Genomic DNA, 15,929 nt, shown 5'->3' on the forward strand with positions numbered 1-15,929 from the left:
GAAAAGCAGTCCTTGTGGTGAGTTACAGCGGGATGTTGCCGTGCTTCTTGGTGGGCAGGGTAGCGCGCTTGTTGTACAGGGCACGCAACCCACGAATGAGTTGGCCGCGGGTTTCTGACGGGGCGATCACCGCGTCAATGTATCCCAGTTCGGCCGCTTGGTACGGGTTGAGCAGCTCCGCTTCGTAGTCGGCGATGAGCTGGTCGCGTTTGGCGTCCACGTCTTCACCGGCTTCGGCAGCTGCCGCCAAATCGCGGCGGTACAGAATGTTGACCGCACCGAGGGCACCCATGACACCGATCTGGGCGGTCGGCCAGGCCAGGTTCAGGTCAGCGCCGAGCTTCTTGGAACCCATCACGATGTAGGCGCCGCCGTAAGCCTTTCGGGTAATGACGGTCAGCTTCGGGACGGTGGCTTCGGCGTAGGCGTAGAGCAGTTTGGCGCCGCGTCGGATGATGCCATTGAACTCCTGATCGGTGCCGGGCAAAAAGCCGGGCACATCAACCAGAGTCAGGATCGGGATGTTGAACGCGTCGCAGAACCGCACAAAGCGCGCCGCCTTCTCGGAGGCGGAAATGTCCAAGGTACCGGCGAATTGCATCGGCTGGTTCGCCACGATGCCGATGGTGTGACCCTCCATGCGGGCGAAACCAATCAGCACATTCGGGGCATACATGGCCTGCATCTCAAAGAAGTGCCCGTCATCGACTAGCGACTCGATCACGGTGCGCATATCGTACGGCTGGTTGGCCGAATCCGGGATGAGGGTGTCAAGCTCCTCATCTTCGGCGGTGATCTCCTCCGGCTGGTCAAAGTCCATCAGTGGGGCTTCGGCCAAGTTATTGGATGGCAGGAACTCCAGCAGTTCCTTACAGAACTCAATGGCGTCTTCTTCATCCTGGGCCAGATAAGAGGCGGTACCGGTGTTGGCGTTGTGCGCGGTCGCCCCACCAAGGGTTTCCATGTCCACGTCTTCACCGGTAACGGTCTTGATGACGTCCGGTCCGGTGATGAACATGTGCGAAGTCTGATCGACCATGATGATGAAGTCAGTCAACGCGGGGGAGTAGGCGGCACCACCGGCACACGGTCCCATGATCAGCGAGATCTGCGGGACCACACCGGAGGAGTGCACGTTGTTACGGAAGATGTCCGCGAACATCGCCAGCGAGGCAACGCCTTCTTGGATGCGGGCGCCGCCACCGTCGTTAATGCCGATGACGGGGCAGCCGTTCCGGGCGGCGAACTCTTGGACCTTGACGATCTTGTCGCCATTGACCTTCGACAGTGAACCGCCGAACACGGTGAAATCTTGGGAGTAGACAGCTACCAGACGGCCATCGACGGTACCGTAGCCGGAGACCAGCCCGTCACCGAGCGGTTTGCGCTTGTCCATCCCGAACGCAGTCGAGCGGTGCACCGCCAGGGCGTCGAACTCCACAAAGGAGCCCTCGTCCAACAGCATGTTGATGCGCTCGCGGGCGGTGTGCTTTCCGCGGGCGTGCTGACGATCCACGGATTCTGGACCCATCGGCATCTGTGCCAACTCGCGGCGTCGCTGAAGATCAGCGAGTTTGCCCGCCGTGGTCGTCACATCAATGGGCTCTTGAGACATGCAGACTCTGCCTTCCGTGCAAATCGTGGAAAAATGTTATCGAAACTCAACCTTAAGCCAGTCTAGTTCGGCGCTACGGGCCGTTCTTCTGTGCGAAACCTACAAAGTCCCCCCGGTTTTCTCTGATCCTTTTGAACGAGATCGCCGGGCAGCTCGGAGGTCACCATGCCCGCAATATCGCCGTCAGCACAGCCATCCCAGCCCATTGATGTCGACCGCTTGGCATCGCTGGTGGGAACCGGCCTTGCCGAGAAGCTCGAGGTTCTCGACAGTATCGATTCAACCAATACCGCGCTCATTCAGCGGGCCAAGGCCGGAAGTTTGCCGGACTTTACGGTGCTGACCGCCGAGGAACAGACAGCCGGTCAAGGTCGGCTGGCCCGATCTTGGCAAAGCCCGAAACACACCAGCTTGGCCACCAGCTTCTACTTAGAACCCGAACACCACGACTTCTCCTGGATCGTGTTGCTGCTGGCCGAAGCCGCGGTATCCGCAGCCCGCGCCCATGGTGTGCCGGCGGCCATCAAATGGCCGAACGACGTCATCGCGGTCGACACCGCAGCCGAGGCGGCCGGCACCGTGGTCAAACTTGGTGGGGTGCTGGCCCAACTTCTCTCACCAACCCAGCTGGTGGTGGGTATCGGGCTGAACGTGCTCGCCACCCCGGTGCTGCCAGAACCGGCCAGCGCACCCACCCAGCCCGCCAGCTTCGCCGATTTCATCCAGCAGCCCGATCGCACCGAGATCCTGGCGGCCCTGATCACCAACTTCTGGGACAATTACCGGGGCTTCGCGCAAGCCGAGCAACTCGGCTCCGGTGAGCGCTGGGCCCGCCAGAAGGTGACCGCCACCATGTCCACCCTGGGCCAAGCCGTGACCGTGACCCCGGCTAGCGGTCAACCTTTCCGCGGACGCGCCACAGGACTGGGCCCGCAAGCCGAACTCATCGTTGAAGCAGCCGACGGCACCCACACCCTCACCTCGGCAGACATCACGCATCTGCGACCAGCCGGCAACTAGCCTGCCTCGAACAGCTCGGGCGGGCAGCAAACATCGCTAAGATGGACTCGGTAGGGTAGTTGGTGACAGGGAGAGAACATACAGCACTGATGCGCATTGACGTGAAAAACGGTGAACGGCTCATTCTGCGGACCCGGCCCTCGGCCGTGATCCTCCGCAGCGCCGTCATCTGGGCGTTATTGCTGGCCGTCATCCTCGGCTTCGGGGCCGGCGCCTTCCACGTGCTGATGAACCAACAATTACTGGACCCCTCGTTCTACACCTATCTTGGCTACGCCTACTACGTGGCGTGGGCTCTCGTGTTCTTGTTGCTGATCTACCCCGGTGTGCTCCGGCCCTTGCTACGCTACGCCCGGCACCGCACCTGGCTAACCAATCAACGCCTCGTGCACCGACGCTATTTTCCGACGATGAGCACCCACGCCGGCCGCCGCCCAGCAGGTTTCCGGACCGTCACCATCGCTCTGGGCTCGATCACCGACCTACGTTACGGAAAATCTCGGGCCAACTCGGCGGATATCTGGGTACACTACGGATTCGGTGAAGCGGTCCGTTTACCCCAAATCCCGCAGCCTGCGCTGTTCGTGGAATCGGTTTGGGCCGAAGTGTCGAAAACGACACGACGTACTAATGTAGAGGCTGAAAGGTCTGCACCGGGGACTAGATGGGATTGAGCATGAGTGAATTCGGCACGCATGACTCTGCCGTACCCCCGGACCCGCAACGCCGGCCACCCGCATCCTATGAAGATGGCGACGAGGCATTAGCCGGACTGGTCCAATCCGAAGAGTCCGGTCCCCGTGCCAACATGCCCACCACGGCCAAACTGCGCAAACTAGCACCAGCCGACCTTGCCTCCGGGGAAATCGATCTGGCCTCCATCGACCCAGACCTGCTGCGCAAAGCCTCCCGGCCGCCTTCCGAAGACGACGACGATGACTTGGTGACCCGGGCCCCGGAAACCCAGGCCATCCCCGCACCGGCCGCCCAAGCACGCGACTGGCACGAACGCATCCGCGCCCTAGAAAAAGACCTCCTCGGCGGCGAACGAACCATGACCCGGCGGGACATCTCCCGCGAAGTCGGCGTCTCCTTGGTGGCCGCCCGCAAAGTCTGGCGCGCCCTGGGCTTCCCCAACCTCTCAGACGACGACCGGGCGTTCACCGTTGAAGACGTCAAGGCCGTCGGCACCATGATCGACTTGGTCCGCCGGGACATCCTGAACGAGGAAACCACCATTTCCCTGACCCGCTCCATCGGGCAGATGACTGACCGGATGGTGGTCTGGCAGGTCGAAGCCCTCGTTGAGGACCTCATCGACACCGAGCGGCTCTCCGACCCGGAGGCCCGCAAACGCATGGTGAACCTACTGCCGGATCTCATCCCAGCCCTCGAATCGGTGCTGCTGTACTCGTGGCGGCGCCAACTCAACGCCGCACTGCAACGTCTCAGCGTGCGCGTCGAGGCCGGACTGGCAGCCTCCGCCTCCGGGCGCAAAGGCGACGAAGATGACGCCCCGCTGCCGTTGGCCCGGGCCGTCGGGTTCGCCGACTTGGTCTCCTATACCTCCTTGTCACGGCAGATGAACGAACGTACGCTGGCCCAAATGGTCCAACGGTTCGAGAACAAGTGCGCCGAAATCATCTCCGTCGGCGCCGGACGCCTCGTCAAAACGGTCGGCGATGAAGTCCTCTTCAACGCTGAAACCCCCGAAGCCGGTGCAGAAATATCCCTAGCCTTGGCCGAGACCTTCGCCGACGATGAAGTACTGCCGCAAGCCCGCGTCTCCTTCATCTGGGGCCGAGTCCTCTCCCGCTTCGGGGACATTTACGGACCCACCGTGAACCTCGCCTCCCGACTCACCACACTGGCCGAACCCGGCACTGTGCTGGTCGACGCGCTCACCGCAGCCACCTTGGCCGGGGACGAACGGTACATCACCGAAGAACTGCAACCACGCTCGGTCCGCGGCTTCGGCGAAATCCGGCCCTACCTGCTCACCCGCGGGGTCGGGGAAGGGCTGGTGATTGACTAAATGGCACGCTTCACCACCACCGACGAATTCAACATCCGCTGCGGCTACGGCAGCGACATCGGCCTGCACCGCGAAATCAACGAAGACCACCTGCTCGTCTCCGAAACCGTCTTCGCGGTTGCCGACGGCATGGGCGGACACGAGGCCGGCGAAGTCGCCTCCCGACTGGCCATCCAGAACCTCGAAGCGCTCGCGGACGGCTACAACGGAGACATCAACGCCACCGCCCTACAAGAAGCCCTCGAGGACGCGGACAACAACATCCACGAGGTCGGTGCGGGCCGGGCCGGCACCACCGTCACCGGGGCCGCCCTCATCATGGAGAACGGCCAACCCTATTGGCTGGTCTTCAACGTCGGGGACTCCCGCACCTACCGGCTACGCGATGGCAAACTCGAGCTGCTCACCGTGGACCACTCCGAGGTCCAAGACCTCATCAACCACGGCTACATCACCGCCGAAGAGGCCCGCTTCCACCCCCGCCGCCACGTCATCACCCGTGCCCTCGGCGCCGGGGCCGCCAACCAGGCGGATTTTTATCTGTATCCTGTCATTGCCGGTGACCGGCTGCTGATCTGCTCCGACGGACTGAGCACGGAACTAGAAGACGACGAGATCCACGCGCTGCTCACCACTTACCCCGAGGCCCAAACCGCGGTCAATGAGCTCATCACCCACGCTCTGGCCCGTGGCGGCCGGGACAACGTCACCGTCATCGTGGTGGACGCCGTCCCAAACCCCAACACCGCTTCCTAGTTTTGAATAGGTGGTCTTGACCCCATGAATGCCACTGCTTCCGCAGGCCAGAATCAGGCGCAGGAAACCGCTGCCCTCGACACCGCCAAGTCCACCGCAGCCATGCCCAGCGCGCAGATTCGCGAGGAATACCTGGCGCTCATTGACGAGATCCGCACCCTGCGCGTCGCCTACTACCAAGAAGACGCCCCCGTTGCCTCCGACGCGGACTACGACCAAAAGTACCGCCGGTTAGAAGAAATCGAACAACTCTACCCGGCCATCGTCGCCAACGATTCACCCACGCAAGAAGTCGGTGGGGAAGTCTCCGAAGCCTTCGCCCCGGTCACGCACCTAGAACGCATGTACTCGCTGGAGGACCTGTTCTCCTTCTCCGAGCTAGCCACTTGGTACCAGCGCACCGTCACCAACGCCGCCAAACTTACCTCCAAGAAGATCGCCTGGCTCTGCGAGGTCAAAATCGATGGCTTGGCCATCAACCTGCTCTACCGCGACGGCGCCCTCGTGCGGGCCGCAACCCGCGGTGACGGCACCACCGGCGAAGACGTCACCCACAATGTGCTGACGATCAAAGACATCCCCACCCAGCTCAAAGGGGAGAACATCCCCGCCGAAGTGGAGATTCGCGGAGAAATCTTCATGCCGTCGGCCGCCTTCAAAGAGTTCAACGCCGCGCTCGCTGAGGCTGGCAAGCCACCCATGGCCAACCCGCGCAACGCCGCCGCCGGCTCCCTGCGGCAAAAAGACCCCGCCGTCACCGCCGAACGGCCACTGTCCATGTACTGCCACGGCATCGGCGCGGCCACCGGGCTGAGCGCCACCAGCCAACACGAAACCTACGAACTGCTGGCCAGCTGGGGTCTGCCCGTCTCCCCGTACTCGCATATCGTCACCGAGTTGGGTGAGCTCGACGACGACGGCGAACCAGCCAACGCCGGGGCAGCGCTGCCGAAAAAAGCGCAAGATACGACCAGCATCATCGACTTCATCCGTTACTACGGCGAGCACCGGCACGATCTGCGCCACGACATTGACGGCATCGTCATCAAGGTCGACGACTTCGAGACCCAGTCCCAGCTCGGCTACACCTCCCGGGTCCCGCGCTGGGCCGCCGCCTACAAGTACCCCCCAGAAGAGGTCCACACCAAACTCCTGGACATCCGCGTCCACGTCGGCCGCACCGGACGGGTCACCCCGTACGCCGTCATGGAACCGGTCTTCGTGGCCGGCTCCACCGTCGCCATGGCCACCCTGCACAACAAGGACGTGGTCAAGGCCAAGAACCTGCTCATCGGAGACACCGTCATCCTGCGCAAAGCCGGAGACATCATCCCGGAAATCGTCGGACCGGTGCTGGCCTTGCGTGAAGGCAACACCGAGCTGCGGGAGTTTGAATTCCCGCAACGCTGCCCCTCCTGTGACGCGGTGCTGGCCCCGGCCAAAGAATCCGATGTGGATATCCGCTGCCCGAACGCCAAGTCCTGCCCGGCCCAGTTGACCCAGCGGGTGGAATACCTTGCCTCACGCGCCGCGCTCGATATTGAAGCCCTCGGCGCCGAAGCAGCCTTGGCGCTGACCGATCCCCACGAACCTTCCCCGGCCCCGCTCACGACGGAGGCGGACCTGTTCGATCTGACGGTGGAAGACTTGGAAAACGTCACCACCCTGCGGGAAAAACGCGTCAAGGGTGAGCCCACCGGGGAGTTCGAACCGGTGAAATACTTCTTCACCAAGGGCAGCGCCAAAACCCCATCCAAGCCCAAGGCCAACGTCACCAAACTCTTTGACGAACTAGAAAAAGCCAAGTCCAAGGAACTGTGGCGCGTGCTGGTGGGCCTGTCTATCCGCCACGTCGGTCCCACCGCCTCCCGGGCTCTGGCCGCTGCCTTTGGGTCCATCCCGAAGATCGCCGCCGCCAGCGAAGAGGAACTCTCCGCCGTGGACGGTGTTGGCCCCATCATCGCCGAAGCCGTCGTGGAATGGTTCTCCGTGGACTGGCACCGGGAAATCATCGACAAATGGGCCGCCGCCGGTGTCCGGATGGAAGAAGAAGCCACCGAGGAACTACCCCAGTCACTGGCGGGACTGGCCGTTGTCGTCACCGGCTCGCTGGAAAACTACACCCGGGACTCGGCCAAAGAAGCCATCCTGGCCCGCGGCGGTAAATCCCCGGGCTCCGTCTCCAAGAACACCGACTACCTGGTAGCCGGTGCAGCCGCCGGATCCAAACGCGATCGTGCCGAAGAACTCGGCGTGCCCGTCCTTGACGAGGCCGCCTTCACCACGTTGCTGACAGAAGGACCTGAAGCCCTTGCCTAACACCGAATCGTTCTCCCGCCGCGGTACCGCCTTCGACGCCGCCACGCTGAGCCAACAGCAGGACGAACTGCTGACCGTGGCCCTGTGGGCGGCCTGGTCCGGTGCCACAGTGCTGGCTGGCCGGAGCGCGGACGCCACGCTCGAGAACCTAGGTGCGGACAACAAGTCCTCCGGTTCGGACTGGGTCACCGACTACGACCGGCGGGCCGAAGACGCCGTCCGCAACGTCCTCACCCAGGCCCGGCCGCACGATGCGATCACCGGGGAGGAACACGGCCACACCACCGTCACCGACCCCTCCGGCTTCCGCTGGTCGGTGGACCCGCTGGATGGCACCACCAACTTCATCCGGAACATCCCGCAATACGGCACTTCGGTGGCCGTGGCGGACGCCGAAGGCAACTGGCAGGTCGGCGTCGTCGCCGCTCCCGCCCTCGGCGCCACATGGTTCGCGGTGGCCGGCGTCGGCGCGTGGCGCTACCCGCACTGCCCGGCCATCAACATTGAATCCATCGCCGGCACCCCATCCCTGCGCGGCAACCCACTAGGGATGCTCTTGGGCACCAAAGCCCGGCCCCTGAGCTACAACCCGCAACCGGCTAACGCGGCGCTCATCGCCACCGGGTTCGCCTACCGGGCGGACCGGCGCAGCTTCCAATACCGGGCGCTGGAAACCCTGCTGGCCCAGGGGGCTGATGTCCGCCGGATCGGCTCCGCCGCCCTAGATCTCTGCATGGTTGCCGATGGCACTCTCGATGGCTACGCCGAATACGGCACCCAAGAATGGGACTGGGCCGCCGGCATGCTCATCGCCGAAGAATCCGGCGCCCCGGTCCTGCGGCAGCGGGCCATCAACGATTCGTGGTCGGCCGCCGGCAGTATCGACTTCAACACGCTGCCCAGCCCCACCACCCCGATCATCCGCGACGCCACCCCGGCCGATTACGCGGCCATCGGTGAGCTCACCGTCGCCGCCTATGTCGAGGGCGGCTACCTGCCGGCCGGCCACCCGTACACGGAGAACTTCAACAACGCCGAGCACCGCGCCAAGAACGCCCGCGTCGTCGTGGCCGAACTGCACCCAGCCGGCGGCCCCAACGATCCAGCCGAGCCCGTCATCGCCGGGTCCATGCTCATCACCTACCCCGGCCAGCCCTACACCGAGGTCGCAGGTGACGGGGAACTCGAATTCCGGATGCTCGCCGTACACCCGGACCACCAAGGCCACGGCATCGCCAAGGCCCTCGTCAACTACGTCCTCGAGCTGGCGGCGTCCGACCCGGCCATCCGCACCGTGGTGCTGACCTCCATGGAAACCATGACGGCAGCCCACCAGCTCTACCGCACCACCGGGTTCAGCCGAGCACCGGAACGGGACTGGGGTATTGAAGACCACACTTTCTGGGTTTTTACGCATCCGGTACCGGAGCACTAAACTAAATACGTACAATTTTTCCTGCTCACCACCGGTTGATCAGCGCCGGTGCGGCAGGACGCGCACAAGGAGTTTGATGTCTGAGATCACTCGGGAACAGGTCGCCCATCTGGCAGAGCTGGCCCACATTGACATGACCGACGCTGAACTGGATCACATGGCAGAAGACCTCTCCAGCATGGTCACCCTCTTCGGCAGCATCAGCCAAGTGGCCAGCGACGACGTCCCGGCCACCAGCCACCCGGTCCCGCTGACCAACGTGTTCCGTGACGATGATGAATCCCACGTGCTCACCAATGAACAGGCCGTCGCCTACGCCCCCGATGCCGAAGACGGCCAGTTCAAAGTTCCCGCCATTCTCGACGCCGAATAAGGCGCACGCCTGCAGATCTAAGGAGCACGCACACCTGTGAGCACCACCTACACGCCCGCCCAGCTGATTCGCCTTTCCGCCGCGGAAATGGCCGCCGGGCTCGCCGCCCAAGACTTCACCTCCGAAGCCCTCGTCCAAGCCCACCTCGACCGCATCGCCGAGATTGACCAGGGTGAAGGCAAACTCAACGCCTTCCTGCACGTCAACACCGAAGGTGCACTAGCCACCGCACGCGAGGTCGACGCCATCCGCGCCGCCGGCGGCGCCGAAGCCGAAGCCCTGCACCCGCTGGCCGGTGTCCCCATCGCGATCAAAGACCTCGTCGTCACCACGGACATGCCCACCACCGGCGCCTCCAAGTTCCTGGACGGCTGGATCTCCCCGTACGACGCAACCGTCACCCTGCAGATCCGCGAAGCCAAAATGCCAATCCTGGGCAAAACCAACCTGGACGAGTTCGCCATGGGTTCCTCCACCGAGCACTCCGGCTACGGGCTGACCCGCAACAACTGGGACGCCAACCGTATCCCGGGCGGCTCCGGTGGCGGCTCCGCCGTCGCCGTCGGCTCCTACCAGGCCCCACTGGCCCTCGGCACCGACACCGGCGGTTCCATCCGCCAGCCGGCCGCCTTCACCGGCACCGTCGGCACCAAACCCACCTACGGCGCCATCTCCCGCTACGGCGTGATCTCCATGGCGTCCTCGCTGGACCAAGTCGGCCCGGTCGCACGCACCGTTGAAGATGCCGCCCTGCTGCAGGACCTGCTCTCCGGCCACGACCCCAAAGACGCCACCTCGCTGCCTGAACCGATCGACGGTCTGAGCGCGGCTGCACGCTCCGGCAAGGACCTCACCGGGGTCAAGATCGGCATCATCAAGGAACTGCGCGGGGACGGCTACCAGGCAGAAGTTCTCGAACGGTTCAAAGAAACCATTCAGACCCTCACCGACGCCGGGGCTACTTGCCACGAGGTCTCCCTGCCGAACCTCGAACACGCCCTGGCCGCCTACTACCTGATCATGTCCTCGGAAGTATCCTCCAACATGGCCCGGTTCGACGGCGTACGCTACGGCAAGCGGGTCACCCCAACCGAAGGACCGCTGACCATCGAACGCGTCATGGGCGCCTCCCGCGCCGCCGGCTTCGGCGACGAGGTCAAACGCCGCGTCCTGCTGGGCACCTACGCCCTATCCTCGGGGTACTACGACGCGTTCTACGGCAAAGCCCAGAAGGTCCGCACCCTGATTCAGCGCGACTTCTCCGCCGCGTTCGAAGACGTGGACGTGCTGATCTCCCCATCGATGCCGTCCGTCGCATTCGAGATCGGTGCCAAGGTCGATGACCCCACCGCCATGTACCGCGCCGACGTCACCGTCATCCCGGTCAACCTCGCCGGCATCCCGGCCATCTCCGTCCCCTCGGGACTGGTCAACGGCCTGCCGGTCGGCGTCCAGCTGATGGCCCCCATTAAGGAAGACGCCCGCCTGTACCAGATCGGCGCCGCACTTGAGTCCATCCTGACCGATCAGTGGGGCGGACCACTGCTGGCTCAGCAGCCCGGTGAAACCGCCGCCAACGCCTAAAAAACTTTTTTCAGAACAAGAATCGGGAAGTACAGAACTTCAATGAGCGAAACTATCGTTGCTTTCGAAGACGCCGTCGCCACCTATGACCCCGTGCTCGGGTTCGAGGTGCACGTGGAGCTGAACACCAAGACCAAGATGTTCTCCTCCGCCCCCAACGCGTTCGGCGACGCCCCCAACACCAACGTCAACGAGGTAGACCTCGGTCTACCCGGCGCGCTGCCCATGGTCAACAAGCAGGCCGTCGAATATGGCATCCGCCTCGGACTGGCCCTGAACTGCCAGATCGCCGAATACTGCCGGTTTGCCCGCAAACACTACTTCTACCCGGACCTGTCCAAGAACTACCAGACCTCCCAGTCCGATGAACCGATCGCGTTCGACGGCCACCTGGATGTGGAACTCGAGGACGGGACCGTCTTCCGGGTCGAGATCGAACGGGCCCACCTGGAAGAAGATGCCGGCAAGCTCAACCACTTCGGTGGTGCCGGCCGCATCCACGGTTCCGAATACTCGCTGGTGGACTACAACCGTGCCGGTGTTCCCCTCATCGAAATCGTCACCAAGCCCATCGTCGGTGCCGGTGACCGCGCACCCGAGCTAGCCAAGGCCTACGTCGCCGCCATCCGGGACATCGTCAAAGCCCTAGACATTTCCGATGCGCGCATGGAACGCGGCAACGTCCGCTGTGACGCCAACGTCTCCCTGATGCCCAAGGGCGCGGACAAGTTCGGCACCCGCTCGGAAACCAAGAACGTGAACTCGCTGCGTGCCATCGAGGCCGCCGTTCGTTTCGAGATCGGCCGCCACGCCGCCATTTTGGACGCCGGCGAAAAAGTCATCCAGGAGACCCGCCACTGGCACGCCGACACCAAGTCCACCACCTCCGGCCGGCCGAAGTCCGATGCGGACGACTACCGTTACATGCCGGACCCGGACCTAGCGCCGATCGTCGTTGACCAAGCGTGGATCGACCGCGTCCGGGCCGAATTGCCGGAGATGCCAGCCGAGCGCCGCAAACGCCTGCACACCGCCTGGGGTTACTCCGACGAAGAGTTCCGGGACGTCATCAACGCCGATCTGCTCGACGAGATCGACGAGACCGTCTCCGCCGGCGCTTCCGCCGCCGCTGCCCGCAAGTGGTGGATGGGGGAGATCGCACGGTTGGCCAACGCCAAGGACATCGCCCCTGCCGAGTTGGGTGTCACCCCGGCCCACATCGTGGAGATCGAAGAGCTGATCGGCGCGAAGAAGATCAACGACAAGATCGCCCGCCAGGTCATCGAACACGTCGTCGACGGCGAAGGCACCCCGGGCGAGATCGTCGCTGCCCGCGGCCTGGAAGTCGTCTCCGACGACGGCGCACTCACCACCGCCGTGGAAGAAGCGATGGCCGCCAACCCGGATGTTGTCCAGCGCATCAAGGACGGCCACATGCAGGCCGTCGGCGCCCTCATCGGCCCGGTCATGAAAGCCACCCGCGGTCAGGCCGATGCCGGCCGTGTCCGGGAGATCATCCTCGAGAAGATCAACGGCTAACACACAGCACCTAAACGCACGAAAGGCAGTGGCTCGGAAAAATCCGGACCACTGCCTTTTTGCGTCACTACCTGATGCTGGAGCCTCTCAGCCCCAAGTACTGGCCGAGCATCGAAAAACCGACGATGAGGGCCGCTGCCACCGCGAGCCACCACAGCTGAAAGTTGTTGAGGTGCTCGATCAATTGTGGAGCAAAGAGCAACCCGACCCCGGCTAAGAGAATCACGATGCCAGAGGCCACGAAGATGGGGCCACGGGAGCCGTAGCGCAACCAAGCGGCGGCAAAGACTGCCCCGATGGAGAGAAAGGTCAGGGTTCCCAAGAACGCGATGATCCCTGCTCGCAAGAGATCACCGCCGCCGAGTAAGTGAATGTCAAAAATGTGGATCCCAGCAAACCAGTGCCCCGTTGCTTTCTCCACCACGATCAACGCGATGATGAGCACGGCAAGATAGGCTGCCTGACCAACGTGGTAGAACAAGGTGCCAGCGACGAATGATCGCCGCGTACTCCCCAGCGACAGGGCAAAGGGGAAACTCATCGAGACGGAGGAGACGCCCAAATAGACCAAGAACCCAGCCAGCATCCAGCCGAGCATGAAATTCATCTGGGCACCCTCATCTGGGCCCATCCCGCTGAAATCCACACCTGCCCGGAGCAACACAAAATGGATCAGCACCGCGAAGACTGCCGCTGACAGCAGCAGGAGCACCGGCACCAAGAAGGCGGTGAAACGATTCAGAAAGTGTAGTTGGGTAACATTGAACATCGTTTTCATGATCGAGCCTCTCCTCGCGTCTTGCCGGTTTCCGCAGCCGACTCATGGACACCCAGAGCAGCCACCACGTCCTGCAGCGATGCTGTTGTGATCTCTGCTCCGTGGTGTTGCGCCGTCGCGACTTGGTTCGTATCAAAGCTACGTTCCACCAAGGCGCTACGGAGCCCACCGAGAGTGAAGGTGGATAGCGGCGTTTTATCTTTTGTCAGTTCGGCGACGATACCGGCGGGCCCGGACACCGATTGGTAGCGGTGCCGGATGGCATCGACCTCGTCGTCTAGAACGAGCTTTCCCCGGTCAACCACCAGCACATGCTCTAAGATCTTGTCGATCTCATCGATCAAATGGGTGGAAATAATAAACGTGCGCGGGTGTTGCAAATAGTCGTCTAACAGCACCTGATAAAGAGTGTTGCGGTTTGTCGCGTCAAGGCCTAGGTACGGTTCGTCCAAGAACGTCAGCGGGGCGCGGGACGCCAAACCAATCGTGAACGCCACAGAAGATATTTGGCCGCGCGAGAGCTTTTTGATCATCGTGTTCACCGGGATCTCGAACTGATCGATCATGGTTTCGGCGAGTTCCTGACTCCACCGAGGGTGGAAAATCTTGGCAGCAGCGAACGCTTTGGCCGGAGTGAAGTCCTCCGGGTAGCGCTGATTATCACGGATAAAGGAAATCTTTTCTTGAACCTGCGGATTCTCCACGGCACTTTGGCCAAAAACCTTGATCGAGCCAGCACTCGGGCGGTCCTGGCCGGTGATCAATGCCATGAGGGTCGTCTTACCGGCACCGTTTCTGCCCAGGAGCCCGACGATGGAGTCTTTGGCGACCGTGACAGAGAGGTCATCGATAGCGGTGGTCTTTCCAAAGGTGCGCGTGAGGTGGGAAATTTCAATCGCGGTCGGAGTGGTCATTGTCTCGGTCCTGTCGAGTGTGGGTGGTGATGAGGTCAATGAGTTCGTCGAGGCTGATGCCTAGGCGATCCGCTTCGTTCAACAAAGGCTCGATGTAGGTCAGGGCGAATTCCTGTCGGCGAGCTGCCAAGAGCCGTTGCCGGGCACCTGCGAGGACGAACATGCCGATGCCCCGTCGTTTTTCGATGACGTGGAGAGCGACGAGGAGGTTAACTGCCTTATTCGCCGTTGCCGGGTTTATTCGGTAGAACGCCGCCAGTTCATTGATGGAGGGGACCGCGGTGCCCTCGGCATACTCTCCAGACAGAATTCCAGCGGTGATTTTGTCTGCAAGTTGTTGAAAGAGGGGACGATCGTCATCAAACATTCAATCCGTCTCCTTCGGTGGGGGTGAGGTTCGGCAACTGACCTGAGGTGCTTCATTGGTTAGTTAGTGTAGTAACTAACCTAGCGTGTGCTCCAACGTATTGTCCAGCTCCCGCGACAGTCGTTAACCATATCTGAGACATTCTGATACCATTTCTGTCCATGGGATCATTAGTTTTCGCGTCATTCTTGGCGCGCAACCTCGTTTACCGCGACCGCGGCGCATCAGCGCGCGCATAGAGTCGCTAGCCGCCTTCGTGCGCGCCATGTTCTGAAGCTGTCATCAGCACCTCGAACTTGGCTTTTCTTATCCATTCTTTTCGGCCTTCGGCCTGCCTTCGGGGTGCTCCAGAACAATTTTTCTCAGGAGCGCACATGGCTCGATCCATCCACGGCGGAGCTCACGAGCTTGGCCAAAACTACCTACATCACACGGCAACCCTCGACCTTTTAGTCCGTCAGATACAGGCCACCGAGGGCCCAATCCTAGAAATCGGCCCCGGCCGGGGCGCCTTGACCACAAGACTCGCCGGACTCGGACGTACCCTGCGGGCTGTCGACATCGACGAACACAACGTCTCAGTGCTGCGGAAGAAGTTCCCTTGCGTCACCATCGAACACGCGGACATCTTAGATGCGGCTCTCACCGAACCCGTCGTGGTCGGCAACTTGCCGTTTCACCTCACCACCCCGATCCTGCGCAAACTCTTGACCAGCTCGTGCTGGCAGCACGCCATCATTCTGGTGCAGTGGGAGGTAGCGCGGAAGCGTGCCGGAGTAGGTGGCGCAACAATGCTGACGGCCCAAAGCGCGCCGTGGTACGAGTTCACCCTGGTAGGCCGGGTTCCTGCCCAGCATTTTCGCCCGGTCCCGACCGTCGACGGCGGAGTGCTGCACATCCACCGACGCGCCAAACCACTGGTGCCTGAGCCGCAACGGCGTGACTACCAGCGCTTCGTCAAAAGCGTCTTCACCGCACGCGGGCGGGGCCTGCGACAAATCCTGACGCGGGGTTTGGGGTACGCCGGACCAGCGGTAGGAACCTCATTGCAACAGGCTGGACTCGCCGCCACTGCGCTGCCACGGGACATCAACGCACACCAATGGGCGCGGCTTTTCGCCGGATTGGCCTCGGGCGGGAAAAACCGCAAGACCGGCCCTTCAGGCCGCCGCCGGTAAGCGTATTCCGTGTGCT

Annotated in this window: 14 protein-coding genes; 10 read left to right on the plus strand and 4 right to left on the minus strand. The window is 62.6% G+C overall.

Annotated elements, in window-relative coordinates; genetic code table 11:
• Positions 1–22: 22 nt before the first annotated feature.
• Positions 23–1,615, minus strand: a complete 1,593-nt coding sequence (locus tag ACFFFR_RS06705; protein ID WP_377458960.1) for an acyl-CoA carboxylase subunit beta — start codon at positions 1,613–1,615, stop codon at positions 23–25.
• Between the two features lie 165 nt (positions 1,616–1,780).
• Here ACFFFR_RS06705 and ACFFFR_RS06710 point away from each other — a divergent pair, with 165 nt between their 5' ends.
• From ACFFFR_RS06710 to gatB, 9 genes are all read left to right on the plus strand, one after another.
• Positions 1,781–2,635 carry a biotin--[acetyl-CoA-carboxylase] ligase gene (locus tag ACFFFR_RS06710; RefSeq protein WP_377458962.1) on the plus strand — a complete coding sequence of 285 codons (855 nt, stop codon included), beginning with the start codon at positions 1,781–1,783 and terminating at the stop codon, positions 2,633–2,635.
• An 89-nt stretch (positions 2,636–2,724) separates the two neighbouring features.
• Complete coding sequence (locus ACFFFR_RS06715) at positions 2,725–3,309, plus strand: PH domain-containing protein (protein WP_377458964.1); 585 nt, start codon at positions 2,725–2,727, stop codon at positions 3,307–3,309.
• 2 nt (positions 3,310–3,311) lie between these two features.
• Positions 3,312–4,670 carry an adenylate/guanylate cyclase domain-containing protein gene (locus tag ACFFFR_RS06720; RefSeq protein WP_377458965.1) on the plus strand — a complete coding sequence of 453 codons (1,359 nt, stop codon included), beginning with the start codon at positions 3,312–3,314 and terminating at the stop codon, positions 4,668–4,670.
• Entirely contained in the window at positions 4,671–5,426 is a 756-nt protein-coding gene (locus ACFFFR_RS06725) for a PP2C family protein-serine/threonine phosphatase (RefSeq protein ID WP_377458967.1), read from the plus strand.
• A 24-nt stretch (positions 5,427–5,450) separates the two neighbouring features.
• On the plus strand, positions 5,451–7,745 hold the full coding sequence (gene ligA, locus ACFFFR_RS06730) for an NAD-dependent DNA ligase LigA (RefSeq protein ID WP_377458969.1): 2,295 nt from the start codon (positions 5,451–5,453) through the stop codon (positions 7,743–7,745).
• On the plus strand, positions 7,738–9,180 hold the full coding sequence (locus ACFFFR_RS06735) for an inositol monophosphatase family protein (RefSeq protein ID WP_377458971.1): 1,443 nt from the start codon (positions 7,738–7,740) through the stop codon (positions 9,178–9,180). Before ligA ends, ACFFFR_RS06735 begins: the two co-directional genes overlap by 8 nt.
• Positions 9,181–9,256: 76 nt before the next feature.
• Positions 9,257–9,553: an Asp-tRNA(Asn)/Glu-tRNA(Gln) amidotransferase subunit GatC gene (gene gatC / locus ACFFFR_RS06740; RefSeq protein WP_377458973.1), complete on the plus strand. Its 297-nt coding sequence runs from the start codon at positions 9,257–9,259 to the stop codon at positions 9,551–9,553.
• 87 nt (positions 9,554–9,640) lie between these two features.
• Entirely contained in the window at positions 9,641–11,137 is a 1,497-nt protein-coding gene (gene gatA, locus ACFFFR_RS06745) for an Asp-tRNA(Asn)/Glu-tRNA(Gln) amidotransferase subunit GatA (protein WP_377459031.1), read from the plus strand.
• Positions 11,138–11,179: 42 nt separating this feature from the next.
• Positions 11,180–12,676 carry an Asp-tRNA(Asn)/Glu-tRNA(Gln) amidotransferase subunit GatB gene (gatB, locus tag ACFFFR_RS06750; RefSeq protein ID WP_377458975.1) on the plus strand — a complete coding sequence of 499 codons (1,497 nt, stop codon included), beginning with the start codon at positions 11,180–11,182 and terminating at the stop codon, positions 12,674–12,676.
• A gap of 67 nt (positions 12,677–12,743) precedes the next feature.
• On the opposite strand, the gene ACFFFR_RS06755 is transcribed toward gatB, so the two are convergent.
• The 3 genes from ACFFFR_RS06755 to ACFFFR_RS06765 are packed head-to-tail and all read right to left on the minus strand — an operon-like array spanning position 12,744 to position 14,735.
• Entirely contained in the window at positions 12,744–13,454 is a 711-nt protein-coding gene (locus ACFFFR_RS06755) for a hypothetical protein (protein ID WP_377458976.1), read from the minus strand.
• Positions 13,451–14,368 (minus strand): ABC transporter ATP-binding protein, encoded by a 918-nt coding sequence (locus ACFFFR_RS06760; protein WP_377458978.1) that lies wholly within the window; start codon positions 14,366–14,368, stop codon positions 13,451–13,453. Before ACFFFR_RS06760 ends, ACFFFR_RS06755 begins: the two co-directional genes overlap by 4 nt.
• Positions 14,346–14,735: a GntR family transcriptional regulator gene (locus tag ACFFFR_RS06765; protein WP_377458980.1), complete on the minus strand. Its 390-nt coding sequence runs from the start codon at positions 14,733–14,735 to the stop codon at positions 14,346–14,348. The genes ACFFFR_RS06760 and ACFFFR_RS06765 overlap by 23 nt, the downstream gene beginning before the upstream one ends.
• 374 nt (positions 14,736–15,109) lie before the next feature.
• Here ACFFFR_RS06765 and erm point away from each other — a divergent pair, with 374 nt between their 5' ends.
• Positions 15,110–15,913, plus strand: coding sequence for a 23S ribosomal RNA methyltransferase Erm (erm, locus tag ACFFFR_RS06770; protein WP_377458982.1), 804 nt, complete (start codon positions 15,110–15,112; stop codon positions 15,911–15,913).
• The last annotated feature ends 16 nt before the right edge of the window (positions 15,914–15,929 follow it).

It is taken from the genome of Micrococcoides hystricis, assembly GCF_042434215.1.
GTDB lineage: Bacteria > Actinomycetota > Actinomycetes > Actinomycetales > Micrococcaceae > Micrococcoides > Micrococcoides hystricis.

Coding starts and splice junctions, on each gene's coding strand:
- ACFFFR_RS06760 (WP_377458978.1), bottom strand. CDS start 14,368: ATGACCACTCCGACCGCGATTGAAATTTCCCACCTCACGCGCACCTTT.
- gatA (WP_377459031.1), top strand. CDS start 9,641: ATGGCCGCCGGGCTCGCCGCCCAAGACTTCACCTCCGAAGCCCTCGTC.
- ACFFFR_RS06755 (WP_377458976.1), bottom strand. CDS start 13,454: ATGAAAACGATGTTCAATGTTACCCAACTACACTTTCTGAATCGTTTC.
- erm (WP_377458982.1), top strand. CDS start 15,110: ATGGCTCGATCCATCCACGGCGGAGCTCACGAGCTTGGCCAAAACTAC.
- ACFFFR_RS06765 (WP_377458980.1), bottom strand. CDS start 14,735: ATGTTTGATGACGATCGTCCCCTCTTTCAACAACTTGCAGACAAAATC.
- gatC (WP_377458973.1), top strand. CDS start 9,257: ATGTCTGAGATCACTCGGGAACAGGTCGCCCATCTGGCAGAGCTGGCC.
- ACFFFR_RS06710 (WP_377458962.1), top strand. CDS start 1,781: ATGCCCGCAATATCGCCGTCAGCACAGCCATCCCAGCCCATTGATGTC.
- ACFFFR_RS06725 (WP_377458967.1), top strand. CDS start 4,671: ATGGCACGCTTCACCACCACCGACGAATTCAACATCCGCTGCGGCTAC.
- ACFFFR_RS06720 (WP_377458965.1), top strand. CDS start 3,312: ATGAGTGAATTCGGCACGCATGACTCTGCCGTACCCCCGGACCCGCAA.
- gatB (WP_377458975.1), top strand. CDS start 11,180: ATGAGCGAAACTATCGTTGCTTTCGAAGACGCCGTCGCCACCTATGAC.
- ACFFFR_RS06705 (WP_377458960.1), bottom strand. CDS start 1,615: ATGTCTCAAGAGCCCATTGATGTGACGACCACGGCGGGCAAACTCGCT.
- ACFFFR_RS06715 (WP_377458964.1), top strand. CDS start 2,725: ATGCGCATTGACGTGAAAAACGGTGAACGGCTCATTCTGCGGACCCGG.
- ligA (WP_377458969.1), top strand. CDS start 5,451: ATGAATGCCACTGCTTCCGCAGGCCAGAATCAGGCGCAGGAAACCGCT.